The following is a 22,627-nucleotide window of genomic DNA, read 5'->3' as shown; positions in this document are numbered from 1 at the left end:
TCAGTTCACCAGTACGCCGGCAGCATCAATCACCACGCCGTTGCTATGTCGCGCTGACATGGATCTGAACTCGCGATGCCCGACCAGCAACACATGGATATGGGCGCTGTCCCAGGCACAGGCCACGTCGGTCAGGGAATGGCCAGTCAGGTCGTCGGGCAGTGCATCGATATTGGGCTCGACCAGCAGCAGCGTTATCCCCAGTTCGTTGGCCAACTGGCGGGCAATGCCAAGTGCCGGGCTTTCGCGCAGGTCGTCGATGTCTGCCTTGAATGCCAGGCCATAGCAGGCAATTCGCACGTTGTGCGCGCACAGCCCGGGGTGCTTGAACAAAAGGTTGGCCACCGCCACCTTGACTTGCTGGATGACCCACTGGGGTTTACTGTCGTTGACCAGGCGCGCGGTGCGGATCAACAGCGCCAGGTCCGGTGTTTTACTGACGATGAACCACGGGTCCACCGCTATACAGTGCCCACCGACGCCAGGCCCGGGCTGCAGGATATTCACACGCGGATGATGGTTGGCCAGGCGGATCAGCTCCCATGGGTCGATCTTCAACTGTGCGCAGATCATCGAGAGTTCGTTGGCGAAGGCGATATTGACGTCGCGGAAACTGTTTTCGGTCAGCTTGCACATTTCCGCGGTGCGTGTGTCAGTGACAATGCACTGGCCTTCGACAAACTGCTGGTAAAGCCGTACTGCTGCGGCTGAGCAGGCATCGGTCATGCCCCCGATGATGCGGTCATTGCTGACCAATTCCCTCAAGACATGCCCTGGCAGTACCCGTTCGGGGCAGTGGGCCACGCGGATGTCACTGGCTTGCTGATGGGTGGTGGGAAAGGTCAGGTCCGGACGCACACTGGCCAGCCATTTCACCATCAGTTCGGTGGTACCGACCGGAGAAGTCGACTCCAGAATCACGAGGTCGTGCTTTTTCAGCACCGGGGCGATGGCGCGGCAGGCCGCTTCTATATAGCTCAGGTCTGGCTCGCGGTTTTCCAGGAATGGGGTGGGCACGGCGATCAGGAAGGCATCCGCCGGCTCCGGCTGGGTTGTCGCCCGCAGGTAGCCGTGGCTGACCGCCGAGCGGACCAATCGGTCCAGGTCGGGCTCTATGATATGCACTTGGCCGAGATTGATGAGGTCCACGACATGCGGGTTTATATCGACGCCAATGACTGTTCGTTGCGGTGAGGCAAACAGCGCGGCGGTGGGCAAGCCGATATAACCCAGGCCCAGGACGCAGAGTGTCGGCACGCTCATGCTGCCGCCTCGTTTTTCCGCCAGGTTGTGATCAGAACTTCGCGAATGCGTGTGCAGGCGTTGCCGTCACCGTAGGGGTTGTGGGCATTGCTCATCTCCCGGTAGGCCGCTTCATCGCTGAGCAACTCCCTGAGGTGATGAGTAATGCTTGCGATCTCTGTGCCCACCAGCCGGACCGTCCCGGCATCGACTGCCTCGGGGCGTTCAGTCGTTTCCCGCATTACCAGCACCGGTTTGCCCAGTGCAGGTGCTTCCTCCTGGATACCGCCCGAGTCCGTGAGAATCAGATACGCCCGGGTCATCAGGTAGACAAACGGCAGGTAATCCAGGGGCTTGATCAGATGTACATTCCTGATGCTCGCCAGCCACCGTCGCACGGGTTCCTGCACATTGGGATTCAGGTGCACGGGGTAAACGAAGGTCACCGCGGGGAAACGCGCGGCGGTTTCAGCCAGGGCCTGGCAGATACGTTCAAGACCGTCACCAAAGTTTTCCCGGCGATGGCCTGTCACCAGGATCATCCGCTGGTCTTGGGGCAGAAAGGCAAATTGCCGGTCAAGGCGGCCGCGCAGGGGGGATGTCGGGGCGTGAAGTTTCTCTACAACACTGAGCAGTGCATCGATCACTGTATTGCCCGTGACATGAATGCATTCGGCGGCCACCCCCTCATTGATCAGGTTCTGCCGCGAGGTTTGGGTGGGGGCGAAATGCATCGAGGCAAGGCTGCCGGTCAGGCGTCGGTTGCCCTCCTCGGGCCAGGGGGAATAGAGGTTGTGGGTACGCAGCCCGGCTTCGATATGGGCAACGGGTATCTGTTGGTAATAGGCCGCCAGACTGGCTGCAAAAGTGGTCGCCGTATCCCCGTGGACGAGGATCACATCGGGTTTGAAGTCTTCCAGGACAGCTTGCAGCCCTTGGATGATTGCCGTCGTCACATCCGTCAGGTTCTGATCCGGCTTCATGATGTTCAAGTCGTAGTCAGGTACCAATCCAAACAGCTCAAGCACTTGGTCCAGCATCTCTCGGTGCTGCGCCGTGACACACACTCTCGAGTGGAAACGGTCGTCATTGGCGAGATTGATCACCATCGGCGCCATTTTGATGGCTTCCGGGCGCGTGCCGAAGATAGACAGTGTCTTGAGAGGCATGGGGATGGCTTCTTGTATGGAGGGTGAGTAAAAGCTGGGCCTGAAACGCGGGTGCACAGCTGCCTTCAACGCAGTGCCAGGCGTGTCAGCGCGTAGGGACCGGGTTGTGCGGAGTGGGGCGATAACGAAGGGGGATTCTGCCCAAAGGGCACGCGGCCGACTACTGACCGTTCGGCTGGTTACGAGGTGTTACCAATGTCGTAAAAGTACCAGGGCAGCGCCGAAGGCAGTCATCAGCCTGCCAGCATCGGATAGGTAAACAACCCGAAGTGAAGCAGATTCAAGCCAAAGTGCGTGGCAATCGCCGCACCCAGCCCGCCAAACCGATACGCCAGGCCATAACCGACCCCGGCGATGCCCGCCAGCAGCACCCATTGCCACCCCGCACCCACGTGCACCAGGCCGAACAGCAGCGATGCCAGCAGCAGTGCGAGGTTTTCGCCGTAGGGCAACTGTTTGAAGCGTCGGCTCAAGCCGCCTTGAATGTAGCCACGGAACAGGGCTTCTTCCACCAGGGTCACCAGCAACAGGTTGTTGAGTACCCACAGCCAGGCCTGGTCCGGCCATTTCGGCGCCCAACTGATCACGCCCAGCAAGGCTGCGCCACCGAGCGCGACGATGGCGGTAAGGGTCAGTGCCAACGCGGTGACGCAGATCGACAGGCGCAACGAACGCCGCGCCACAATCCACGGGCAGGCCAGCAGCAACCAGAAACCAATCAACGGCTTGTCCAGGTTCAGGTACATCGAGAACGGCACGGCATCGGGGGTGAAGCGCTGCGGGGCAATGCCGCGACCGTTATAGAACCCCGGCAGCCAGTGCATCGCCAGGCCTAGCGCCAACACGATAAACAGCCCGTGACCCAGGTAACGCGCCCACGGCGTGCGCTGCTGGCGTACGGCATAGCCGGCGATCAACAGCAGGGCGACGGACACCAGCGCCAGTACGCCCAATTGCCCGTAGGCCAAGGCCAGCACATAGCCGATGGAAAGAAGCGCCAGGTACAGCCAGGGCAGTGCGAGCATGGGGGAATCCTTGGAAAAAACCGGTCGGCATTATAGCGACGGCCCGCGCGCCGAAACGTGAAAACGCCTCCCCGCAAAAGGGCTTGGGCGAGTGATTGCAAAACATGTCATCGGCTGGTTATAGTCCTTGCGTCCTTATCCCGTCAAAAAGATCAGCACATGCCAGCTTCCCTGCGCATAGCGGTAGTCGATTCAGCGGTCAACGCTGTGCGCGTGCCGTGCGCGAACAAGCAGCCTGCGCAGATCAGTCACTACCCCCCACCTGTCAGTAGCACGCCGGTGTACGCAGTCGTATCACCGCCGGGTGTTGGCATTTCGGGCTGATCGGCACGTTGCTGTGCCCGCTCTGCCTGCCCGAAAAAAAACTACTGAATTTCAGCCTCTGCGGCTGAATCGGCTTTTTTTGCCTGATTACAGGTGGTAACCATGTCCGTTCTTTCGAAACACTCCGTGGCCGCGGCGGCCTCGACGAGCCTGTTTGTCCTGCTGTGGAGCAGTGGGGCGATCTTCTCCAAACTGGGCCTGGCCCATGCTTCGCCCTTCGCCTTCCTGCTGATCCGTTTTGCCATCGCCCTGGCGGGGCTGGTGATCCTGGTGCCGGTCCTGCGGTTGAAACTGCCGCGTCCCGGCAAGCCCCTGTTGTACGCGGCGGCAACCGGGTTGGTATTGCTGGGGGCCTATCAGATTTTCTATCTGTTGGCCCTGGACCTCAGCGTCACCCCCGGCGTCATGGCGACCATCATGGGGGTGCAGCCGATCCTCACCGTGGTGCTGATGGAGCGCCAGCGATCCTGGCGCCGGATGTTCGGCCTGAGTCTGGGCTTGGCCGGGCTGATCATGGTGGTCTACCAAGGCATCGGGCTGGCGGGTATGTCCCTGGCCGGGATGCTGTTCGGGCTGCTGGCCCTGGCAAGCATGACCTTCGGCTCGATCATGCAAAAGCGCATCACCGACAACCCCCTCGGCACCCTGCCGGTGCAGTACCTGGCGGGGCTGCTGTTGTGTTTGGTGTTTGTGCCGTTCCAGCCGTTCCACGTTGAACACAACGCCGGCTTTTACCTGCCGGTGCTGTGGATGGGCCTGGTGGTGTCGTTGCTGGCAACGCTGTTGCTGTACCGCCTGATCGCCCGGGGCAACCTGGTGAATGTCACCAGCCTGTTCTACCTGGTGCCGGCGGTGACGGCGGTGATGGATTACCTGATCTTCGGCAACAAGCCCGCCATGCTGAGTCTGCTGGGGATGGGCTTGATTGTCGTTGGGTTGGTGTTGGTGTTTCGTAAAGGCTAGGTGTTCTTGCCTCCCTCCTTCGTCGTCGTGGGCGCAGGAGGGGGGCGCTGCCCACAGGCTACTGGCCAGTGACAGCGGTTGTCAGCGTGTCTGCCATGTGTTTCACGTATTCGCGTAATTCCGGTACTGCCGTAGCTTCCCAGTCACGCGTCTGAAGGAAGGGGCCGACGTAATACAGCCAGCGTGATTCTGTTCCGTCGCAACCGAGGAGCGCCCCTGAAGGTGCTATTTGCATGCCTGTTCCAAGTGTATCTGGCACCAGCAAGCCGCCAGTTCGTAGCGAGATCAGCAATGGATCATTCAATTGCCGGAGATCTAATGCGGGGGTCGTACAGTTGATCACAGCACCGACTTTAATGTGTTCCTCGCTCTTGGCACCGCGACGTTTGAGAAGTACGTTTACATGGTTCTTATCGGATTCGTAGCCTGTTACTCGCCCTGCGAAGAGTTTGAGTTTGCCGCTGTCGATCTCGGCCTGCATGACTGCTCCCGGTTGTGGGGCGCAGCGGTGGCGATGAGTGTCCCAATACGGACGCACGTGACGCAAAAAGCGCCGCCGCTCTAGTATGGGGAGTGCGTGCCAGAGTTGTGCTGTAGTTGATCTGAGTCCGCCGATCACATCCCTCCAGTCCCCGCCTGTACGGGCATGGAGCTTTACGGCGTCACGAACTGTGCGCACATAGTGACGGATCGTACAGTTTTCCAACATGAGTTGGGGCAGTTGGGCATCGTAGGACGGGAGTGCATTCAGCACTCGATGAGGTTGGGGGGCCAAGCCTCGACGAGACACTGCATAAATCACTCCCTGATGACCACGGTCCCGTAGGTCAAGTACCACATCCAGCATCGTCAGTCCGCTTCCGATCAGGAGGATAGGATCACCTGGGCCGACATTGCTGAGCGCGTCGGTCTTCCATGGGTCATGTACATAGCGCGGGTCTGAGTAAAATAGCTGATGCTCCGCATTAATGGAGGGGTGTTGGCGAGTGCAATTGCCGATACTCAAGACGACCTTGTCGACGTCAAAATGCCTTGCGTCTTTCATGATCAGGCGAGCCCCGTAGCCAGTTGCATGGGGGATTACGTCCACTACTTCGCCTGTGACATTGCACAATTCGCAACCTTCCGCTGCGTTTTCCACGGCGTCATTCAGCAATGCTTCCAGGTAATCACCATAGAGCCTTCTTTGTACAAAGGACCCTGAGGTAGCGTCGGGATCATGGTTTTTTGCAAAATCATGGAAACTGTCTTCATTGTCACTCAGAGCATTCATTCTGCCCGCGGGGACGTTGAGCAAATGCGTGTACGAGCGGGTTCCATAGGCAACGCCTCGAGCTACAGCGCCCGGCCGGCTGATCAATACTATTTTCTGGTACATGGCGGATGTATTGCGCAGTAAACGTACGGCTAACGTCGAGCCGCAAAAGCCTGCGCCAATAATCGCGATAGTCTGGGTCTTCATCCTTGCTCCAGTTTGAACGTGGTGACTTTGCAATGGACACCTTATTAGGTTCTTCAACCTCGGTGGGGTCTGCGGGAGCATGAACGCACCTGCTGTGAGTGCATAGTGGAGTGGATGAGGATGGCATTCCAGTACATGTTTTACGGGGTTCGACATTTATTGATCTGAACCACGGTTTTTCAGTCAAGGGTGGCTATATGAGTGATACCTAAGCGCGATTTAAGCAGTGGTAGAGAAGTCACTTCGACGATCATTGCTGTAGCCAACTCGTTCCGGACACCTCAATAGGTGGTTTCTATGCCATTGCCCGTTTGTAAACTTTCGGTGGCAGATATCCCAGTTTTGAGTGCAGCCGCTCGTTGTTGTTAAAGCCAACGATGTATTCAGCGATGCGTTTGCCAGTCATAAAAACTCCTCCATAGATGCATTTTTCATCTATCAAGATGTTGGGGGATTAGAATGCGAAAAATTAGTGAACTTATTTATAGGGTAAGTGTCTTCGCGCCGCATTTTGTATGCGGCACTACGAGTCATCGACATAAAAATTCTCATAAGAGTAATGCAGTGGTAATAGGGAGGCGGTTACTCGTATATGGGGTAGGAACAGTATTCAGGGCTGCGGGGCTCTAGCTCAAGGGGCTTGGCATGCGACGCAGCAGGTTTGACGCTGCGCGTCATTGGTACGCCTGACCATTGGTCACGAAGATTGTGCCTTCTGAACATAACTGCAATAATTCTTTTTTCTTAGGGCACATACCCCTGATTCCTACAGGACGTGAGTGCATCACCGCGAGATATTTGTGTCTATTAATACATTGCATAGTCCTTCTCGCCTTCAGCCGCACGCTATTTGCGCAGCAAAAGTTGTCGTACTGATGTGCACGTACAACGGCCAATCATTTCTGGGTGAGCAGCTTGAGTCGCTTGAGCGACAGACTCATACCAACTGGAGTTTGGTGGTGTCAGACGACGGTTCGCAAGACGGAACTCTTTCGCTGCTGAAGGATTTCGGTAGCCGTTGGGGTCATGCTCGCCTGGGAATAATGATGGGACCTCGCAGGGGGTATGCTGCCAATTTCCTCTCGTTGACCTCCAGTGTGGATGTGGATGATGCGGATTTTTTTGCCTGGTCGGATCAAGATGACATCTGGAACGAAGACAAGCTGGAAGTGGCGCTGGCTTGGTTGCAGACTGTGCCTGCAGATACCCCTGCGCTTTATTGCGGCCGTACCCAGTTGATCAGCGAAACGGGCGAGCATCTTGGATATTCGCCGTGTTTTCGCCTCGCCCCAGGCTTTAGCAATGCGCTGGTTCAAAGTATTGCCGGGGGTAACACCATGGTCTTTAACAACGCTGCTCGTGCGCTGTTGCGCGAGGCGGGCAACACCCTGAGTGTGCCAGCTCACGACTGGTGGCTATACCAGTTGGTTTCAGGAGCGGGCGGGCGCATTCACTACGACCCACAGCCTAGGATAAAATATCGTCAGCACGCTGAGAATGTGGTTGGCAGCAACATTGGGTGGGCGGCTCGATTGATTCGACTGCGGATGGTTTTTCAAGGACGGTTTCACGAATGGAATGACCAGAATATTCGGGGCCTCGACTCCATGCATCATCGTCTTTGCAAAAAAAATCAAGACACGCTTGCATATTTTAAAGCTGCTCGAACGCAGACGGTTTTTCGCAGAGTTTCAGGCATATGGTTGGCAGGGCTCTATCGGCAAACCCTTTTAGGGAATTTAGGGCTTTTGCTTGCGGCCATAATGAAAAAAATTTGACTTTAGCAGGTGCATGCAGGACGCCGATCTGCCCAGTGGGCTCAAATGCGTGGATGAGTATCCTCTCGTATGAGTCATTCGTAGGTGGCTTTCGAACTCATATCATTCTGTTCGTTTATGATCATCCTTAAAGCTGCTGATTGCATAAACGATCACTGCCTCCAGCAGTTTTTTTGTTATCCAACACTAGAGTTTCGATAATGTATCCAGTTGGCGTGAATAAAAATGTAGTGATCGTTCTGGGTATGCATCGCAGTGGCACCAGTGCCATCGCTGCTGGGCTTGAGCAGCTAGGTTTGACCATGGGCAGCTCCCTGTATCAAGGTGATGAATGGAATCCCAAAGGCTATTTTGAAGAGCGCCAGGTAGTCGAATTCAATAACAGGCTGCTCACCTCGCTCGACCGTCGCTGGGACTCTCCCTTGCCACCAGAACTGGTAGGCGGGGACCGGTGGCAAGAATATATCGATGAAGCGGTCGAGTTGGTTCAGGGCTTATTTGGCGAAGCTCCAGCCTGGGGGTTCAAGGATCCAAGGATGTGCCAGTTGGCACCTTTTTGGGGTGAGGTTTTCGTTCAATTGGAAGTCAAGCCTCAACTGATGATGGTGGTGCGCGATCCGGCCGAGGTGGCCCATTCACTGGCTCGGCGCGATGGTATTTCCGTTGACCGTGCAGCCTGGCTCTGGATGACACACCTGCTCGGGGCTTTGGAGTATTTGGATATTAGTGAGGACATGCGATTTTTCGCGTTTGATGACCTGCTTTTTCAACCTGCCGCCTTTTTATCAGGTGTTGCGCACTGGCTGAAGTTGACACCAGATCAAGACACGGTTGACCGCTTTGCACGAGACTTCATCGCTCCAACTCTCTCACATGGTTCCGGTGCCCGTCAGATAAGTCTTCCATCGCTCGTCGTGAGAGCTTATGACTGTGTGCGTAGCGCCATAGAGCATGGAGTGAGCCCCAGTGACTTTCGCAAGAGCGTTCAATGGGTGAGCATAACGACTGAATATCAACGTGATATCATCCCGGCACTCCTGTCAATTCAAGAGTTTTACAAGAATGACCGACAGCTCTCGGTCATGGAGTCACGAATTAGTGCTTTGACCAAAGGATTGGCAGTCGCCGAAAAGTTGGCAGTTGAGCGTCTTGACGAGATGCAGAAGCTCAATGCTCAACTTATCCGGACCAGTGATGCGCTGTTCCGTGCCGAGCAGATCGTGTTAGAACGGCAGTCTTTGATCAACCACGCAAGCGAGCAGAGGGAAAAGTCTGCGTGGTCGGATGCTGCTGTTACGCGTCTGCGCCAATCCGAGGCGCTGGCAGTCGAGCGTCTGGAGCAAATTCAAAAACTTGATGCTCAATTGAATCAATCCAGTGCAGCACTCGCTCGGGCCGAGCAGATCGTCTTGGATCAACAGGGCATGCTTGCGCGCCAAGATGAGGTCTATTCTTTGTTCCGTGAGGCCGAGTTGATTGCAGTAGAACGTTTGAACCACATGCAGAAATTGGATTCTCAATTGATTGAATTGAGCGCCGCACTTTCCCACGCGGAAAGCATCGTGGCTGAGCAACGATTGGAGCTCATGCGCAGAGATGAGGTGCAGGCACGTTTTCAGGAGACGCAGATGCTTGCATTCGAGCGTCTGGCAGAAATGCAAAAGCTAAACGCTCAGCTTATTCAGACCTCCGATGCTCTGGCTCACGCTGAGCGAATCGTATTGGAACAGCAGGAAGCGTTGGCGCGTGCAAATTCACTGGCGCCATGCGTGGAGGCGAACACGGCGCATGCGACGGAGTCATTGCAAGAAGCAAGTCTGGATACTCAAATTAAGTAGGGGGCTTTGGCGAATGTCGAAGAACCTTGGCAGTGAGACGATATTGGAACCGATATGCATGGATGTAGTTGATCCCGGCCTGCAGTGTTGCAGCGAAAAAGAAACACGATTGACAACGTTAATCTGCCAAATTGATCATTTGGTTCGTCATCCCCATGGCCTTTTCGGTTTCGGGTGGGCATTGGATCTTGAGCATGTAATTGTAAAAGCTCATCTTCAAATGCACTTTCCCGGTGGGCGAGTGGAGCGAGTTGCCGCTTCCTTGGGGCGGGCGCGTGAAGACGTTGCTGCTGCGTATCCTCATCATGATCAGGCGGGCAACTCAGGTTTTATGGTGATCGCTGGATGGAAGGAAGACTTCCCAGAGAGGATCGAACTAGTGTTTGAGATGCAGGCTGGCCTGACAGGTTGTCATGAACTTGCTTTGCCCGAACTCAACGCAACGTCTAAAGCTGAGGTTTCACGACACCTTTACCTCGCTAAAAGGGCGTGGGCCTATCTACGCCGAGGAAGTATCAAGACGCTGGTCAAAAAGTGCCTCAGGTATCGGGGGAGTAACCCTACACTTTCGAGCCCGGATGAAGATTCTCTTGTGGCACGCCTGAAAAATGGCCCATGCCGCTTATTGATTGATCATTCAATGGGGGGCGGAGCCAATCTTTTTCGCGAGCGCGTGGCTTCTGATTGGCGATCAGCGGGCGATACGGTGATATTGCTCAGTTTTCGTGTGTCCTCTATGCAGACTTTTGTGGAGGTGCGAGACCGCAACGGGACCTATTCATGCGTATTGCCTGACTTGAACAGTTTTGTCGATTTGTTGGTGCAAGCGGATCTGAAAGAGGTCTTTTTCAACTGCGCTGTGTCTTTTCCACATCCGCAGAGCCTTAGAGCGTTCATGCTGGCATTGAAGCAGCGAACCCGTGCCAGTTTAGTGGTGGCAATCCATGAGTACTTCCTCGTTTGTCCGTCGCATTTCTTACTCGACAATAAAGGGCAGTATTGCGGTATACCCTCCATATCACGGTGTAACACCTGTTTGAGTGATCACCCGGATGGATTTGTCTCTCTGACCGGAGAGCGGTCGATCGTACGCTGGCGTGAAATGTGGGGGGAGTTGCTACATGCTGCCGATGAAGTTCGCTGTTTCTCAAAGTCTTCTTGTACGCTACTTGAACGCGCTTACCCTGGCATGGGCGCCCGCGCCAAGCTTTCTCCTCATTATATGACTCCATTGCGCGAAGTCCGCATCCCCAAACAACCGCAGCAGTACCTTACAATCGGCGTAATAGGCTCTATCTCCCATCACAAGGGGGCTGGGGTGTTGAGTAGCCTGGCTGAGGCAATTCATCAAGTGGGCGCGCCGGTTCGAATTGTAGTTATCGGTAATGTCGATGCGCCCTGCCATAGCGAGGTGGTGACTGAAACAGGTCCGTATGAACAAGACGACTTACCCAAAATCGTCGAAAAGCATGGCATCAGTATTGCTTTTCTGCCATCCATTTGCCCTGAAACGTTTTCCTTTGTCGCGCACGAGATCCTTTCGATGAAGCTACCGCTTATATGCCTGGACCTGGGGGCTCAAGCTGACCTGGTACGGAGCCTTGACGCGGGTTATATCGCAACGCGACAGGATGGCCCAAGCTTGCTTGAGGATATCCTGGCTTTTGATCGCTCTCTTCATCCTTTAAGCCTTAAGGTCATTTCTTGAAAAAAATACATGTTTATACCAGCGCTGCCTGTAACTACATCCCAAAAGTTCGAGCATTGGTTGAGTCGATCAAAAAATATCACCCTGATTGGGTGGTGCATTTGGCGTTGTCGGATGAAATGCCGCCCGGTCTGGATCTTTCGGCAGAGCCATTTGACGAAATTCATCCTATCAGCAGCCTCGATATACCCGATGCAAACGGCTGGGCGTTTTGTCACACCATCGTAGAGTTATCGACAGCCATCAAGCCGTTCCTTTTGGCTCGTCTGCTTGATCGTCCAGACTGCGGCGGGGTGATCTACCTCGACCCGGATACAGTACTGTTCTCGCCTTTGAATGATGTATTGGAGGCCATCCAGCATTCAAATATTGCGCTGACGCCTCACCAGGTCACTCCAGAGCCGACGTTGGCCGCCATCATGGACAACGAGATATCCAGCCTTAAGCACGGCATTTACAACCTGGGTTTCCTTGCTGTCGCGCCTACGGAAACAGGCAAGCAGTTTGCTCGGTGGTGGTCGGATCGTCTCTATTACTTCTGTCGCGCTGAAATTCACAACGGTTTGTTCACCGATCAGCGTTGGATCGATCTGGTGCCTGCGTTTTTCGAGGGCGTGTGTATCCTGCGAACGTCGCGTTTGAACGTGGCTCCCTGGAACATTACTACTCGGCAGATTACTGGAGAATTGCCAGATAACGTGATGGTGGACGGCCAGCCTCTCGGTTTCTATCACTTCACTGGTTTTGACAGTGGCGCTCACCGGACCATGGCCTGGAAAAACGCGGCGAACCAGCCAACTGCACACGCATTGATCAAATGGTATGCGGACACTATTGCTGACTTGGGGAAGGATCCTTTAAGCCAAGTGCCATGGGCGTTTTCACGTTTCGCCGACGGTACAGTTATTCCCAAGGCTGCACGGCTCATTTATCGAGAGCGACTGGATCTGCAGCAAGCGTTTCCTGACCCTTTTGCGACTGAAGGCGGCGGTTACCTGGCCTGGTGGGAGTCTCAAGGGCGCGTAGAGTTTCCGGCCCTTTTTGATTCCCAATCCGCGGCAGCTGAGATGCTTCGTGTGACATCTGCGTTGACTCCAGGTTATCAAGCGGGTGGGGTACCGGCTGTCTTTAGTTCCAGTCGTGTTCGTGAGCATCTGGGCCAGGTACTTGACGATCCACGGCACGGTGTATTGTTGGCCAAGCGCGCTTGGGAAGTCCTTCGTACAGAAGGTATCTCTGGTATCGCCAAGCGCGTTTCACGATGACTCCGATTGCTTGAACAGGACTTTATGCAATGCCAGTAATGGATGTTGATCAACAGCGAACAGGTGCAAGTGAACGTAAGGTTTTATCTGCATTGTTGGCTGTGAATTCCAGCTATGTCAGTTACCTGGTGATCTTGCTCACCTTTGTACTCGCATGTGCTGCAATTGCGATACATGCCCCTGGGCAGATGTCGATGGACACGAGTATACAACTCTACGAGGCCAGTATAGGGCAGTCTGTTAGTTGGGGGCCTCCCTTTATGTCGGCCCTGCTAAGGTGGCTCGGGGGAGGGGAGTTGTCTGCTGCCCTGTTTGTATTGATAAATGTGATTCTTCTCTATGGCGCCTTTGCAGTTGTTGCACTCACCCTGTTGCAAGGACGTGCTGCGCGGGGCATTAGTGAAGTTCCTACGTGGCGGGTGGCACTTGCGTTATTACTGATGATGAACCCAATTATCTTCATTTATGCAGGCATTGTCTGGAAAGATGTGCTTTTCGCGTCTTTGTTAACCGCTGCTTGCGCATGTGCTGTGGCGGGGACCTTAGGCTCATCTTTGCGTCGTTATTGCTGCATTGCAGGGGGGGTAATCCTGTTAGGTGCGGCCTATCAAACTCGTCAGCAAGGCGTATTCATGGCGCCGGTCCTATTAGTGACGTTGATGATCGTGATGTATTCCCTTAAACCCGCAAAAAAAATTCTGGCCACGTTCGCGATTGCTGTTTCGTTCGTAATTGTCGTTTTGGGGATTCAGCATCAGGTCAGCTCCACGGTAAAAGGCGCCGGTGACCGCGCCAGTTCCGTTGGTTTTCGCAGCATCATACAGTTTGATCTGGCTGGTATTATCAGCAACTCAAAGCTACCGCCTAACGAACTTGCTCTTCCTGTGACTGGCGAGCAACTGTCGGCCATCAAGTCTGCGTACGATCCGAGCAGAATTGATTTCCTTGACCTGAACCCGGTTGTTCGTACTTGGTTCGCTACAATACCCAGTGAAATGCTCCGTCACGAATGGTGGGAAATGGTCAAGCAGAACCCAGGTGCTTACTTGAAACACCGTGTGACGACCTATGCGACGTTGCTAGGGCTGCGAGGCTTGACTGGCACGCTACCTGTTTTTGTGGGAGTAGAAGGCAATCAGGAGTATTTGGTTGCTGCAGGCGTTCGACAGGGTACCGGTGCAAGAGCCCAAAAAATATATGATATGGCAGTTTCATTTTTCAATTGGCCAATTTATCGCCATGTTTTTTGGATGGGCGCGCTTGTCGTAATTGTTGTTATAGGGGGGCGAAAAAAACTCCCTGGTTCTGTTAGATCCATCGGCGCTGTCATTGCACTCGCAACCGCCCTGATGTATGGCTCTTTTCTACCCACTAGTATCGCTTCGGATTTTAGATATCTTTTTGCGACAATACCGTTAGTCATGGTGTTGGGTTTAATTCTGCTGTTAGGTGTCGAAGAGCGTAAACATGCAAGAAGTGAGTGAAAGAGATCAGTGATGCTTCGTTGATCAAACTTCGAAGCAGATGGTCGCTAGGTATAGGCTGGGCTCTAATGGTTTCATACAGGTGTATTGTCATGTTCCTTCCGGTAATTTCTTCCGGTCAACGAAACCACTGGCCTATCAAAGAAAATAGTGTCCGCTTTTTATGTGTATTAACGCCATGACCGTTTATTTACATTGTACTCGGAGACGGCATAAGTCAGGTTTTAGGAGAGCGGTTATCATTAGTTATATTGTTTTTGACCTTTTGAGATACTCGGGAGGGAAGCTATGAACCCGCATGCCCCTCAGCCTATTGGCATTACATCAATATTACGTAGTTTTTGGGTGAACCGCCAACTCATTGGTCAGATGACGAAGCGCGAAGTGGTGGGTCGTTACAAAGGATCATTTCTTGGGTTGGGATGGTCGTTTCTCAACCCATTGCTGATGCTTGCGGTATACACCTTTGTTTTTTCCGTGGTATTTCGCTCGCGTTGGGGGATGGCAGAGGGGGGCGGGGAAGAAAGCAAAGCCATGTTCGCTATCGTTTTATTTATCGGTATGATCGTATATGGCCTGTTTGCGGAAATCCTAAACCGTGCTCCCAGTTTAATCGTGGGGAATGTCAACTATGTGAAAAAAGTTGTTTTTCCACTTGAGATTCTACCGGTTGTTTCCGCTTGTGCTGCGCTATTTCACTCATTTGTTAGTCTGGTGGTCTGGCTTATAGCATATACCCTACTCATTGGTGTGCCCCATTGGCACGTGCTGTTCCTTCCTTTTGTGCTCTTTCCGTTATTGATTCTTGCGCTAGGGCTTGCATGGTTTCTTGCGTCTTTGGGTGTTTTTCTACGGGATGTTGGACAAACAGTAACAATAATTACCACCATGATGATGTTTCTGGCGCCTGTGTTTTTTCCTGTAAAAAACTTACCGCCGGAATTTCAACCGCTCATTATGGCCAATCCTCTGACGTTTATAATTGAACAAGCTCGTGATGTTTTGATTTGGGGGAAAATGCCAGATTTCATTGGGTTGCTTAATTATTTTATTATTGCGTTGATCGTTTTCTGGGCGGGGTTTGTAGCGTTTCAGAAAATGCGAAAAGGGTTTTCTGATGTGCTCTGATATTGCAATAAAAGTAAATGGTGTCAACAAGTGTTTCCATATTTATGACAGCCCGCGTGATCGTTTTTTGCAAATGTTTAATGGTCGAAGAAAAAAATACTTCAGAGAGTTTTGGGCGCTGCGGGATATTTCATTTGTCGTAAAAAAGGGCGAGACGGTAGGTATTATTGGGCGCAATGGCAGTGGTAAATCGACACTATTGCAAATTATTTGTGGAACCTTAACGCCTACAGCAGGAGAAGTTCTAACGTCTGGCCGAGTAGCCGCATTGCTTGAGTTAGGTTCAGGTTTTAATCCGGACTTCAGTGGGCGTGAAAATGTATATATGAACGCGGCAGTGCTGGGATTATCGCGGGAGGAAACAGATTCTCGGTTTTCCGAAATCGAAGCCTTCGCAGAAATAGGTGATTTTATTGACCAGCCGGTCAAAAGTTATTCAAGCGGTATGATGGTGCGCCTCGCTTTTGCCGTGGCAATCAATGTGGATCCGCAAATTCTTATTGTCGACGAGGCATTATCTGTCGGTGATGAACTATTTCAGCGTAAGTGTTTCGCACGCATTGAAGCCATTAAGGCTAATGGCGCCACAATTCTTTTTGTATCGCACTCAGGTAGTACAATTGTCGAGCTATGTGATCGTGCCATTCTTTTGGATAATGGTGATAAGCTCACGGAAGGTGCTCCGAAAAATGTTATCGGAAAATATCAAAAGCTGCTTTATGCGCCCGCCGATAAGGTAGAGAGTATTCGTGCCATAGTCAGTGCGGAGGGGGATGTAGCCCTGACGACGTTGAACGTAATGGCGGGCTCCAGTCAACATACGCTTTCGAAAAATAATATTGCAGAGATCGAAGATTTTTACGATCCTCATTTGAAATCACAAAGCGAACTCTCCTACGAATCCCATGGCGCAGTCATCGACTCACCACAGATCGTGAACCTTGCTGGCGAACCTGTGAACTGCCTGACGCGAGGGAGAACGTATCGTTACACCTATAAGGTTAATTTTTCAGTTGCTGCTACTGGATTGCGTTTCGGTATGATGATCAAAACGTTGGCTGGCGTCGAGCTGGGGGGAGCTGTGACTGCCATGAGCCCTCAAGACGCTATCAGTTACGTATCACCCGGGACTGTAGTTCAGGTTGAGTTTGCCTTTGAGTGCAGTCTAAATCCGGGAACGTATTTTGTGAATGCGGGGGCGCTGGGCTCAGTCAGAGGAGATGAAACATATCTGCATCGCCTTTTAGATGCCTGCTTGTTCCGAGTGCTGCCGGTAAGTGAACAATTGGCAACAGGAGTCGTGGATTTTAAATGTGTCCCTGATGTACTAATTTCCAGCCGTGAAAATACTTAACACTCGAACCATCAAATTCCCATGAGCGCGGTGTAATGATCAACAACTTAGTATTTCAAAAACATAGCGTAAGTGCGCATGCCAGGGCAACCTTGAAAGGACAGAAACCACTTGTGCTGTGGTTGACCGGGCTAAGCGGTGCTGGAAAAACCACTGTTGCCAATGCGATTGAACTGGCCTTGGTTGAACGAGGTCGACATACATACTTGATCGATGGCGACAATGTTCGCATGGGGCTATGCCGAGATCTGGGCTTCACCGATGCTGACCGTGAGGAAAATATACGACGCGTTGCAGAAGTTTCACGGTTATTCGTCGACGCGGGACTTATTGTAATCACGTCATTTATTTCGCCGTTCGAACGAGATCGAGCACTTGCACGGGAGGTTATTGGTGCGGAAATGTTTAAAGAGGTTTTTATTGACGCGCCACTTTCCGAGTGTGAACGCCGGGACCCCAAAGGACTGTATGTTAAAGCCCGTAAAGGACTGATAAAAAAGTTTACGGGCATTGACTCTATTTACGAACCTCCACGTGCCCCCGATATTCATCTCAATACATTAGACGACGATGTATCAACAGTGGTTTCGAAGGTCATGGAATATCTGGACGCGCGCGCGTTGGTATAATCATCGCGCTCGTCACATCAAGACTTCACGATAACGGTGATACCTAGCATGATAATAGCAACGCCAACGAAATATTGTGGATGAAAGCGTTCTCCAAAAACGAAATGGCTACCTACTGGGACCAGCACGAACGCTAGAGCCATTAATGGGTATGCTTTGCCTAAGTCGATTTTTTGTAGTACCCATATCCAAGCTATTGTGGTTACTCCGTACAAGGCGAAAGCCGAAAACAAGGTAATCAGCGTTTTAATATCAAACCAACTGCCACTTTGATGAAGAGAAACGGCACTGAGTTTAAAAAGAATTTGCCCGGTTGCGATACCAATAACACAGGCAAATGCTATCAGGTAAGTCATTAACGCAGGTCCTTTTTATGTAGTATGTGTCTCTTGCGCAGCACGTGGAAGGCTTGGCGCGGCGAAGTCGAGATGTCATGCCCAATAAAGGCAAGTAGAAGCTGGATTCCGATGATGACAGGTAGTGCGGACAGCATTACGGTACCGGCAGGGGTTGGTACATTTTGCTGTAAGGACTCAATCCAATGACTAATCCCGAATATCGATCCCGCTGTCAGTAATATCAGGCCGAGTGGCAACTCTATCGATGCCAGTGACATGCCTCTAAGATAATAATTGTAGAAGATACGCTTTCCAAAGTTTCGAATATGTTTAATTAAAAACTCTCCAATTACTTTTGAAACCTTAAGATTGCTAACTTCATCTTCATACTTGGCGTCCATGGGGATATCAATTACAACGGCGCTCAGTGTGTTAAGGCGAAAAAGCATATCGGTTTCAAAGAAATAGCGCTGGCTTATTTTGTCAAGGGGAAGGTGTTTGGCTATTTCGCTATGAATGGCGGTATAACCGTTTGTTGGATCGAACAACTCCCAATATCCTGAGGATAGCTTCGTCATAAACGACAATACAGCGTTTCCGAAAAGCCGAATTTTAGGCATTTCCGATATTTTTTCTAAATTGAAAAATCGATTGCCTTTCGTGTAGTCCGCATTGCCTGAAATGATGGGGGAGACAAAGTCACTGATCAGGCTCGGGTCCATTTGTCCGTCACCGTCAATTTTGACAATAATATCCATTCCATCCGCAATAGCGGCTTTGTACCCTGTCATCACAGCTCCGCCAACCCCCAGATTGACAGGGTTACGCAGCACGACTACCCGCTCATCGGTGCAGTGTTGAATGACGAAGTCGCCCGAGGCTTCCGGGCAGCAGTCGTCAACCACGTAGATTTTACAAACTTCCGGTCCGATCAGCCGGATAACTTCCAATATGTGGTTCTTTACCTTATAGCTGGGGATCAAAACCGCTATATTTATCGCTTGATCTGACACGCGAGTGCTCCATCTCTCATGCAAAAATTAAATTAAGATTAGCATATTCACTAGTAATCAAGAACCGTTGAATCGAATTAAAATTTGTAGCCTTTGACGCTATCTTCGATTCAAAAAAAACGATTCTGTTCATTTTAAAAAAACAATGCATTTGCGTCCTTTGCCTGACCACCTGGCATTCATGCTTCTTGCTGGTGTTTTCTGCGAGTGATGAGTGAGGAATGCTGACGATCTACCTGAATGGCTGCATCGTCGAGGAGCTTGCTGGGACGATTTCGTGGCAGTGGTATGGCCGGGACCAGGTTTTGCGAGCGAAAAACCTGGTCGCTGTTGCATGAGAAATACGTTGAGGCTGAAGCCGTTCTCGCAAAAAATTTGAGATTTTGTTATCTCGTTCATCCCTCGGGGTTGTCGGGGAGCGCACCCTGGATAACAGGGCGTCATGCTTTAAGTTGTATGAGCTTGCAAGTAGGTCAGATGTGAGGTTAGTTATGAACGAGGTTGCTGCGGTTCTGATAGTTTCTGATGAAGTTGCTCTATGGCAACGCACATGCTAGGCCAGTCAAGAAATCCGCGTTTTTCGTAATAAAGAGGCTGTTGATGCGGCGGATATTTTAAACGATCTTTTTTGACTGCTTGTAAGGATTGAATGCCGTAGCATAAATAGTGCCCCCCTACAAACGGGAATAAACCTAGCCAACTGCGCCATTGGGATGGATAAGAAAGACAAAGTTTTATATAGCGAAACCGAGCTCTCCAGGTGATCGATTGCAGTTCAGCTGGACCATTTTCTGGAATTGGTGACAATACACGGAATAACGGGCCTGCGCAGTTTCGAGCATTGTAAAGCGGATATTGCCAGATCATGGCTGGGTGTGAGCGTGCTGCCATTACTTCAACAACAATGGCGTGAAGCACATCGTGGTCAGGATGGCCGCCCTCCCAAGCAGGCACAAAGCAAGTCTGAAGAGTTGGATGCTCATTGAGAAATTTATCAAGCCAGTCGACAAGAACGTTTATGTGCTGATGCAGATGACCATCTGTAATTGATAATTCTCGACCCACAAAAAGGATGTCATCTTTGCTAAGGCCGAGTTTGCTCAGAACTGCACGCGATTCACTGTCTCGGCGATCAGGATCAGCAGTGGCGGAGCCATCGGTTACGTAAATGCAGCGCACCCTCCGGTCAGCAGCTAATTCCTGTTCGATTTGATGGAATAAACCAAACTCGTCATCTTGGTGAGGCATAAAAAATACAGAAACTGGCTTCATTTAAAGGGGCTCCGAAATCAAGGTATATCAATGGTGTCGAGATTAAGATGTGCAATCTTTTTAAGAAATACATTGTTTTTTGCCGCGTTTTCGGTAAGGAGTTTATAGCCAAAGTTTCTTGGTTCGAAAAGGAAGTCAGGTACCTTAATAAAAAAAGGTCCCGGGCGATAAGCTGATAGCGTTATTACCGCTCCGACATTAGCAGAGTACAAACCCTCTGGGCCGAGAAGATTGACAAACAATGGTTTCTCCCTCGTGAACCAACCACCTTTGGGTCTTGTCGCTTTCCATAAAAGAACGTTTTTGTTTGAATTTCTAAAAAACCGCCAAAGAAAGGGAATGCCTATATATAAATACAAATGTCCATTTAAAGTCCACCCCAAACCCCTTTCGCGTATTTTTCTTATGTTTTTATTGGGGTAGCCACAAACGATTTCTATATTGTCCTCGATAAGGAACTTATAAAGGCGTTTTCCAAGAATGATTGATGAACCTTTCTGAGTTCCGTCAGACATAGTGTCGGTCGAAAGGAATACATAGGCGTCCTCGTGCCGCAGTTTTAAACCGCAATATGCGGCCACCATGATTCCATCTTTAATTGAGTAGCAGATTCTGGAGTCGTTTAATAGGTATTTTTGAAAAACATATACTGCGTTTTTTTCGGTTCCTCCAAAACATCTTTGAAATAGACGAGACCATAGTGTAGTGAATGTATGGTTGAGGTCGTCGCGCTTGACTATGTGAATTCCGTCATCAAATAAACTGTTCATTATTAAGTTGCGCTCCTTGTTAATTTCGATAACGTATAACTGATTGAATGTCGTAATTTTTATGCGTCAGCATCATGGTCAGTGATGCGTCGCGGATTGGGAAATTGTAAATGGTTAGCCGAAAACCTACAAATAGTTTAATCAGGCGATCTTTCTTCAAGGTCGGTGCGGAGAATCAATCGGCAAGCATGTATCCGATATTTTAGTTCGGTCCGATCGATACCGCGGGGAAGCGACGCGTAGGGCAATTTGCGTTTCGCTGAGGAAATTGACTGGCCCGTAGGGCAGAAGCCTTTGTGAGTTTTGGCAAAATAGTGGCCATGGGTCTCACTGCGACGAGTGAAATTCGGATTTTGGCTGGCAAATTTGTTGAATTATCGCAAGTTTATGGTAGATTTCGCAAAAATTACAAAGGACGAAAAATAAATGGTCTTTAGCTCAGTGGTATTTATTTTTTACTTTCTACCAGTTTTTCTATTGTTTTATTATTTAACTGGCATCAGGAATGGAGTGTTGCTGACTGCGAGCGCAGTATTTTATGTTTGGGGGGAGGGGCTTTATTTATTGCTTTTAATGGCTTTGTTGTTGATTAATTACAGTGCGGCAAAGTTAATCGATGTTGCGACTGGGTCAAGTCGTAAGTGGGCGTTAGGTGTTAGTGTTGTCGTGAATTTCCTAGTGCTTGGGATTTTTAAATACAGTCAGTTTTTAATTGATATAGTGTCTGGGCTTATGGGTGTTGAATCACTCCATCTCGATATGCATCTACCGCTGGGTATTTCTTTTTTTATTTTTCAGTTGGTATCTTATCTTGTTGAGGTTTACAGGCGGACAATCAGCTCGGAAAATAGTATTGTTCGCTTGTCTACGTATGTGATGATGTTTCCGCATTTAGTTGCAGGGCCGATCGTCCGGTACACGGATATCGAGTCCGAGCTGCGTAGTCGAACGGTAGGGTTGGAGAAAGTTGGGCTGGGCATACAATATTTTATTATAGGGCTGTGTCAGAAAGTAATGATTGCCAATTCAGTCGCTCCGGCGGCTGATCATTTGTTTGGTCTTGATGCGTCGAGTGTAACATCTGTAGTTGCCTGGATAGGTTCAATTGCTTATACCGTGCAGATTTATTTTGATTTTTGCGGTTATTCCAATATGGCAATTGGTTTAGCTTTTATGTTGGGCTTCCGGTTTCCTAAGAATTTTGATTACCCCTATTCGTCAAAGTCGATTACTGAATTTTGGCGGCGCTGGCATATGTCTCTTTCTTTTTGGTTTCGTGATTATGTTTATATACCGCTAGGTGGTAGTCGAGGTGGGGAAGTTTCGACTGTTCGAAATCTGTTAATTGTGTTCTTTGTTACGGGACTCTGGCATGGCGCGGCATGGACCTTTATTTTTTGGGGAATGTATCATGGCTTGTTTGTCATTTTAGAGAGGCTTTTTTTGAAGGGCGTACTTGAGGCTGTTCCTGTCGTTTTGGCGCGCATCTACACTTTACTTGTCGTTATGGTGGGTTGGGTATATTTCAGGGCTGACAGTTTTGATCAGGCATGGATTATTATCAAAGCGCTGGCAGGAGTAGACAGTCCCCAAAAAAATTGGATCCCCATGATGGTTTGGATGACGCCTGAAACAATAGTTGCGCTGATCGCAGGAGTTGCTCTGTCTTTTCCCATCATTCCGTGGCTGTGTACACGACTAAAGTTTACTAGGGTCAATGGGTCTACAGAGCCGGGTATGCATGGTCGAGATGCAGCGGATGTTCATGCGCTACCTGCTTTTTTACTGGTGGGCGGACTGGTCTGTTGTTTAGTTCTACTGGCAAGCAGCTCCCTTAACCCGTTTTTATATTTCCGATTCTGAGG

At 50.9% G+C, this 22,627-nt stretch carries 18 protein-coding genes; 10 read left to right on the top strand and 8 right to left on the bottom strand.

Annotated features, from left to right (window positions below; translation table 11 throughout):
- From wecC to AC07OP_RS06305, 3 genes are all read right to left on the bottom strand, one after another.
- Positions 1-1,263, bottom strand: a complete 1,263-nt coding sequence (wecC, locus tag AC07OP_RS06315) for a UDP-N-acetyl-D-mannosamine dehydrogenase (RefSeq protein WP_115488434.1) — start codon at positions 1,261-1,263, stop codon at positions 1-3.
- Entirely contained in the window at positions 1,260-2,411 is a 1,152-nt protein-coding gene (gene wecB / locus AC07OP_RS06310) for a non-hydrolyzing UDP-N-acetylglucosamine 2-epimerase (RefSeq protein ID WP_495100650.1), read from the bottom strand. Before wecB ends, wecC begins: the two co-directional genes overlap by 4 nt.
- A 233-nt stretch (positions 2,412-2,644) precedes the next feature.
- On the bottom strand, positions 2,645-3,436 hold the full coding sequence (locus tag AC07OP_RS06305; RefSeq protein ID WP_495100651.1) for a CPBP family intramembrane glutamic endopeptidase: 792 nt from the start codon (positions 3,434-3,436) through the stop codon (positions 2,645-2,647).
- 426 nt (positions 3,437-3,862) lie between these two features.
- Here AC07OP_RS06305 and AC07OP_RS06300 point away from each other — a divergent pair, with 426 nt between their 5' ends.
- Positions 3,863-4,723 carry a DMT family transporter gene (locus AC07OP_RS06300; RefSeq protein WP_495100652.1) on the top strand — a complete coding sequence of 287 codons (861 nt, stop codon included), beginning with the start codon at positions 3,863-3,865 and terminating at the stop codon, positions 4,721-4,723.
- A 58-nt stretch (positions 4,724-4,781) separates the two neighbouring features.
- Here AC07OP_RS06300 and AC07OP_RS06295 read toward each other — a convergent pair whose 3' ends face one another.
- The gene (locus tag AC07OP_RS06295) at positions 4,782-6,185 is read right to left on the bottom strand and encodes an FAD/NAD(P)-binding protein (protein WP_495100653.1); all 1,404 of its coding nucleotides are present in this window, start codon (positions 6,183-6,185) and stop codon (positions 4,782-4,784) included.
- Positions 6,186-6,985: 800 nt separating this feature from the next.
- Between AC07OP_RS06295 and AC07OP_RS06290 the strand changes: the two genes are divergently transcribed.
- From AC07OP_RS06290 to cysC, 8 genes are all read left to right on the top strand, one after another.
- On the top strand, positions 6,986-7,963 hold the full coding sequence (locus AC07OP_RS06290) for a glycosyltransferase family 2 protein (RefSeq protein ID WP_227451574.1): 978 nt from the start codon (positions 6,986-6,988) through the stop codon (positions 7,961-7,963).
- Positions 7,964-8,163: 200 nt separating this feature from the next.
- Positions 8,164-9,801 (top strand): hypothetical protein, encoded by a 1,638-nt coding sequence (locus AC07OP_RS06285; protein ID WP_193603591.1) that lies wholly within the window; start codon positions 8,164-8,166, stop codon positions 9,799-9,801.
- A gap of 58 nt (positions 9,802-9,859) precedes the next feature.
- The gene (locus tag AC07OP_RS06280) at positions 9,860-11,509 is read left to right on the top strand and encodes a glycosyltransferase (protein ID WP_495100654.1); all 1,650 of its coding nucleotides are present in this window, start codon (positions 9,860-9,862) and stop codon (positions 11,507-11,509) included.
- Positions 11,506-12,774 (top strand): glycosyl transferase, encoded by a 1,269-nt coding sequence (locus tag AC07OP_RS06275; RefSeq protein ID WP_495100655.1) that lies wholly within the window; start codon positions 11,506-11,508, stop codon positions 12,772-12,774. The genes AC07OP_RS06280 and AC07OP_RS06275 overlap by 4 nt, the downstream gene beginning before the upstream one ends.
- A gap of 29 nt (positions 12,775-12,803) precedes the next feature.
- Positions 12,804-14,258: a hypothetical protein gene (locus AC07OP_RS06270; protein ID WP_115488425.1), complete on the top strand. Its 1,455-nt coding sequence runs from the start codon at positions 12,804-12,806 to the stop codon at positions 14,256-14,258.
- Positions 14,259-14,546: 288 nt separating this feature from the next.
- Positions 14,547-15,386 (top strand): ABC transporter permease, encoded by an 840-nt coding sequence (locus AC07OP_RS06265; protein ID WP_115488424.1) that lies wholly within the window; start codon positions 14,547-14,549, stop codon positions 15,384-15,386.
- Entirely contained in the window at positions 15,376-16,740 is a 1,365-nt protein-coding gene (locus AC07OP_RS06260; protein ID WP_193603589.1) for an ABC transporter ATP-binding protein, read from the top strand. Before AC07OP_RS06265 ends, AC07OP_RS06260 begins: the two co-directional genes overlap by 11 nt.
- Before the next feature lie 35 nt (positions 16,741-16,775).
- On the top strand, positions 16,776-17,369 hold the full coding sequence (cysC, locus tag AC07OP_RS06255; RefSeq protein WP_115488423.1) for an adenylyl-sulfate kinase: 594 nt from the start codon (positions 16,776-16,778) through the stop codon (positions 17,367-17,369).
- A gap of 17 nt (positions 17,370-17,386) precedes the next feature.
- Here cysC and AC07OP_RS06250 read toward each other — a convergent pair whose 3' ends face one another.
- The 4 genes from AC07OP_RS06250 to AC07OP_RS06235 form a co-directional block, all read right to left on the bottom strand.
- A complete protein-coding gene (locus AC07OP_RS06250) occupies positions 17,387-17,725 on the bottom strand; it encodes an EamA family transporter (protein ID WP_115488422.1) in 339 nt (112 codons plus the stop codon).
- Positions 17,725-18,720 (bottom strand): glycosyltransferase family 2 protein, encoded by a 996-nt coding sequence (locus AC07OP_RS06245; protein ID WP_115488421.1) that lies wholly within the window; start codon positions 18,718-18,720, stop codon positions 17,725-17,727. The genes AC07OP_RS06250 and AC07OP_RS06245 overlap by 1 nt, the downstream gene beginning before the upstream one ends.
- 489 nt (positions 18,721-19,209) lie before the next feature.
- Positions 19,210-19,992 (bottom strand): PIG-L deacetylase family protein, encoded by a 783-nt coding sequence (locus AC07OP_RS06240; protein WP_115488420.1) that lies wholly within the window; start codon positions 19,990-19,992, stop codon positions 19,210-19,212.
- A 17-nt stretch (positions 19,993-20,009) separates the two neighbouring features.
- Positions 20,010-20,762, bottom strand: a complete 753-nt coding sequence (locus AC07OP_RS06235; protein ID WP_495100656.1) for a hypothetical protein — start codon at positions 20,760-20,762, stop codon at positions 20,010-20,012.
- Positions 20,763-21,188: 426 nt separating this feature from the next.
- Between AC07OP_RS06235 and AC07OP_RS06230 the strand changes: the two genes are divergently transcribed.
- Complete coding sequence (locus AC07OP_RS06230; RefSeq protein WP_115488418.1) at positions 21,189-22,625, top strand: MBOAT family O-acyltransferase; 1,437 nt, start codon at positions 21,189-21,191, stop codon at positions 22,623-22,625.
- The last annotated feature ends 2 nt before the right edge of the window (positions 22,626-22,627 follow it).

Source organism: Pseudomonas sp. GW821-FHT09D08, assembly GCF_059416305.1.
Note: the sequence above shows the minus strand (reverse complement) of the source record. Positions and strands in the feature narration are given on the sequence as shown.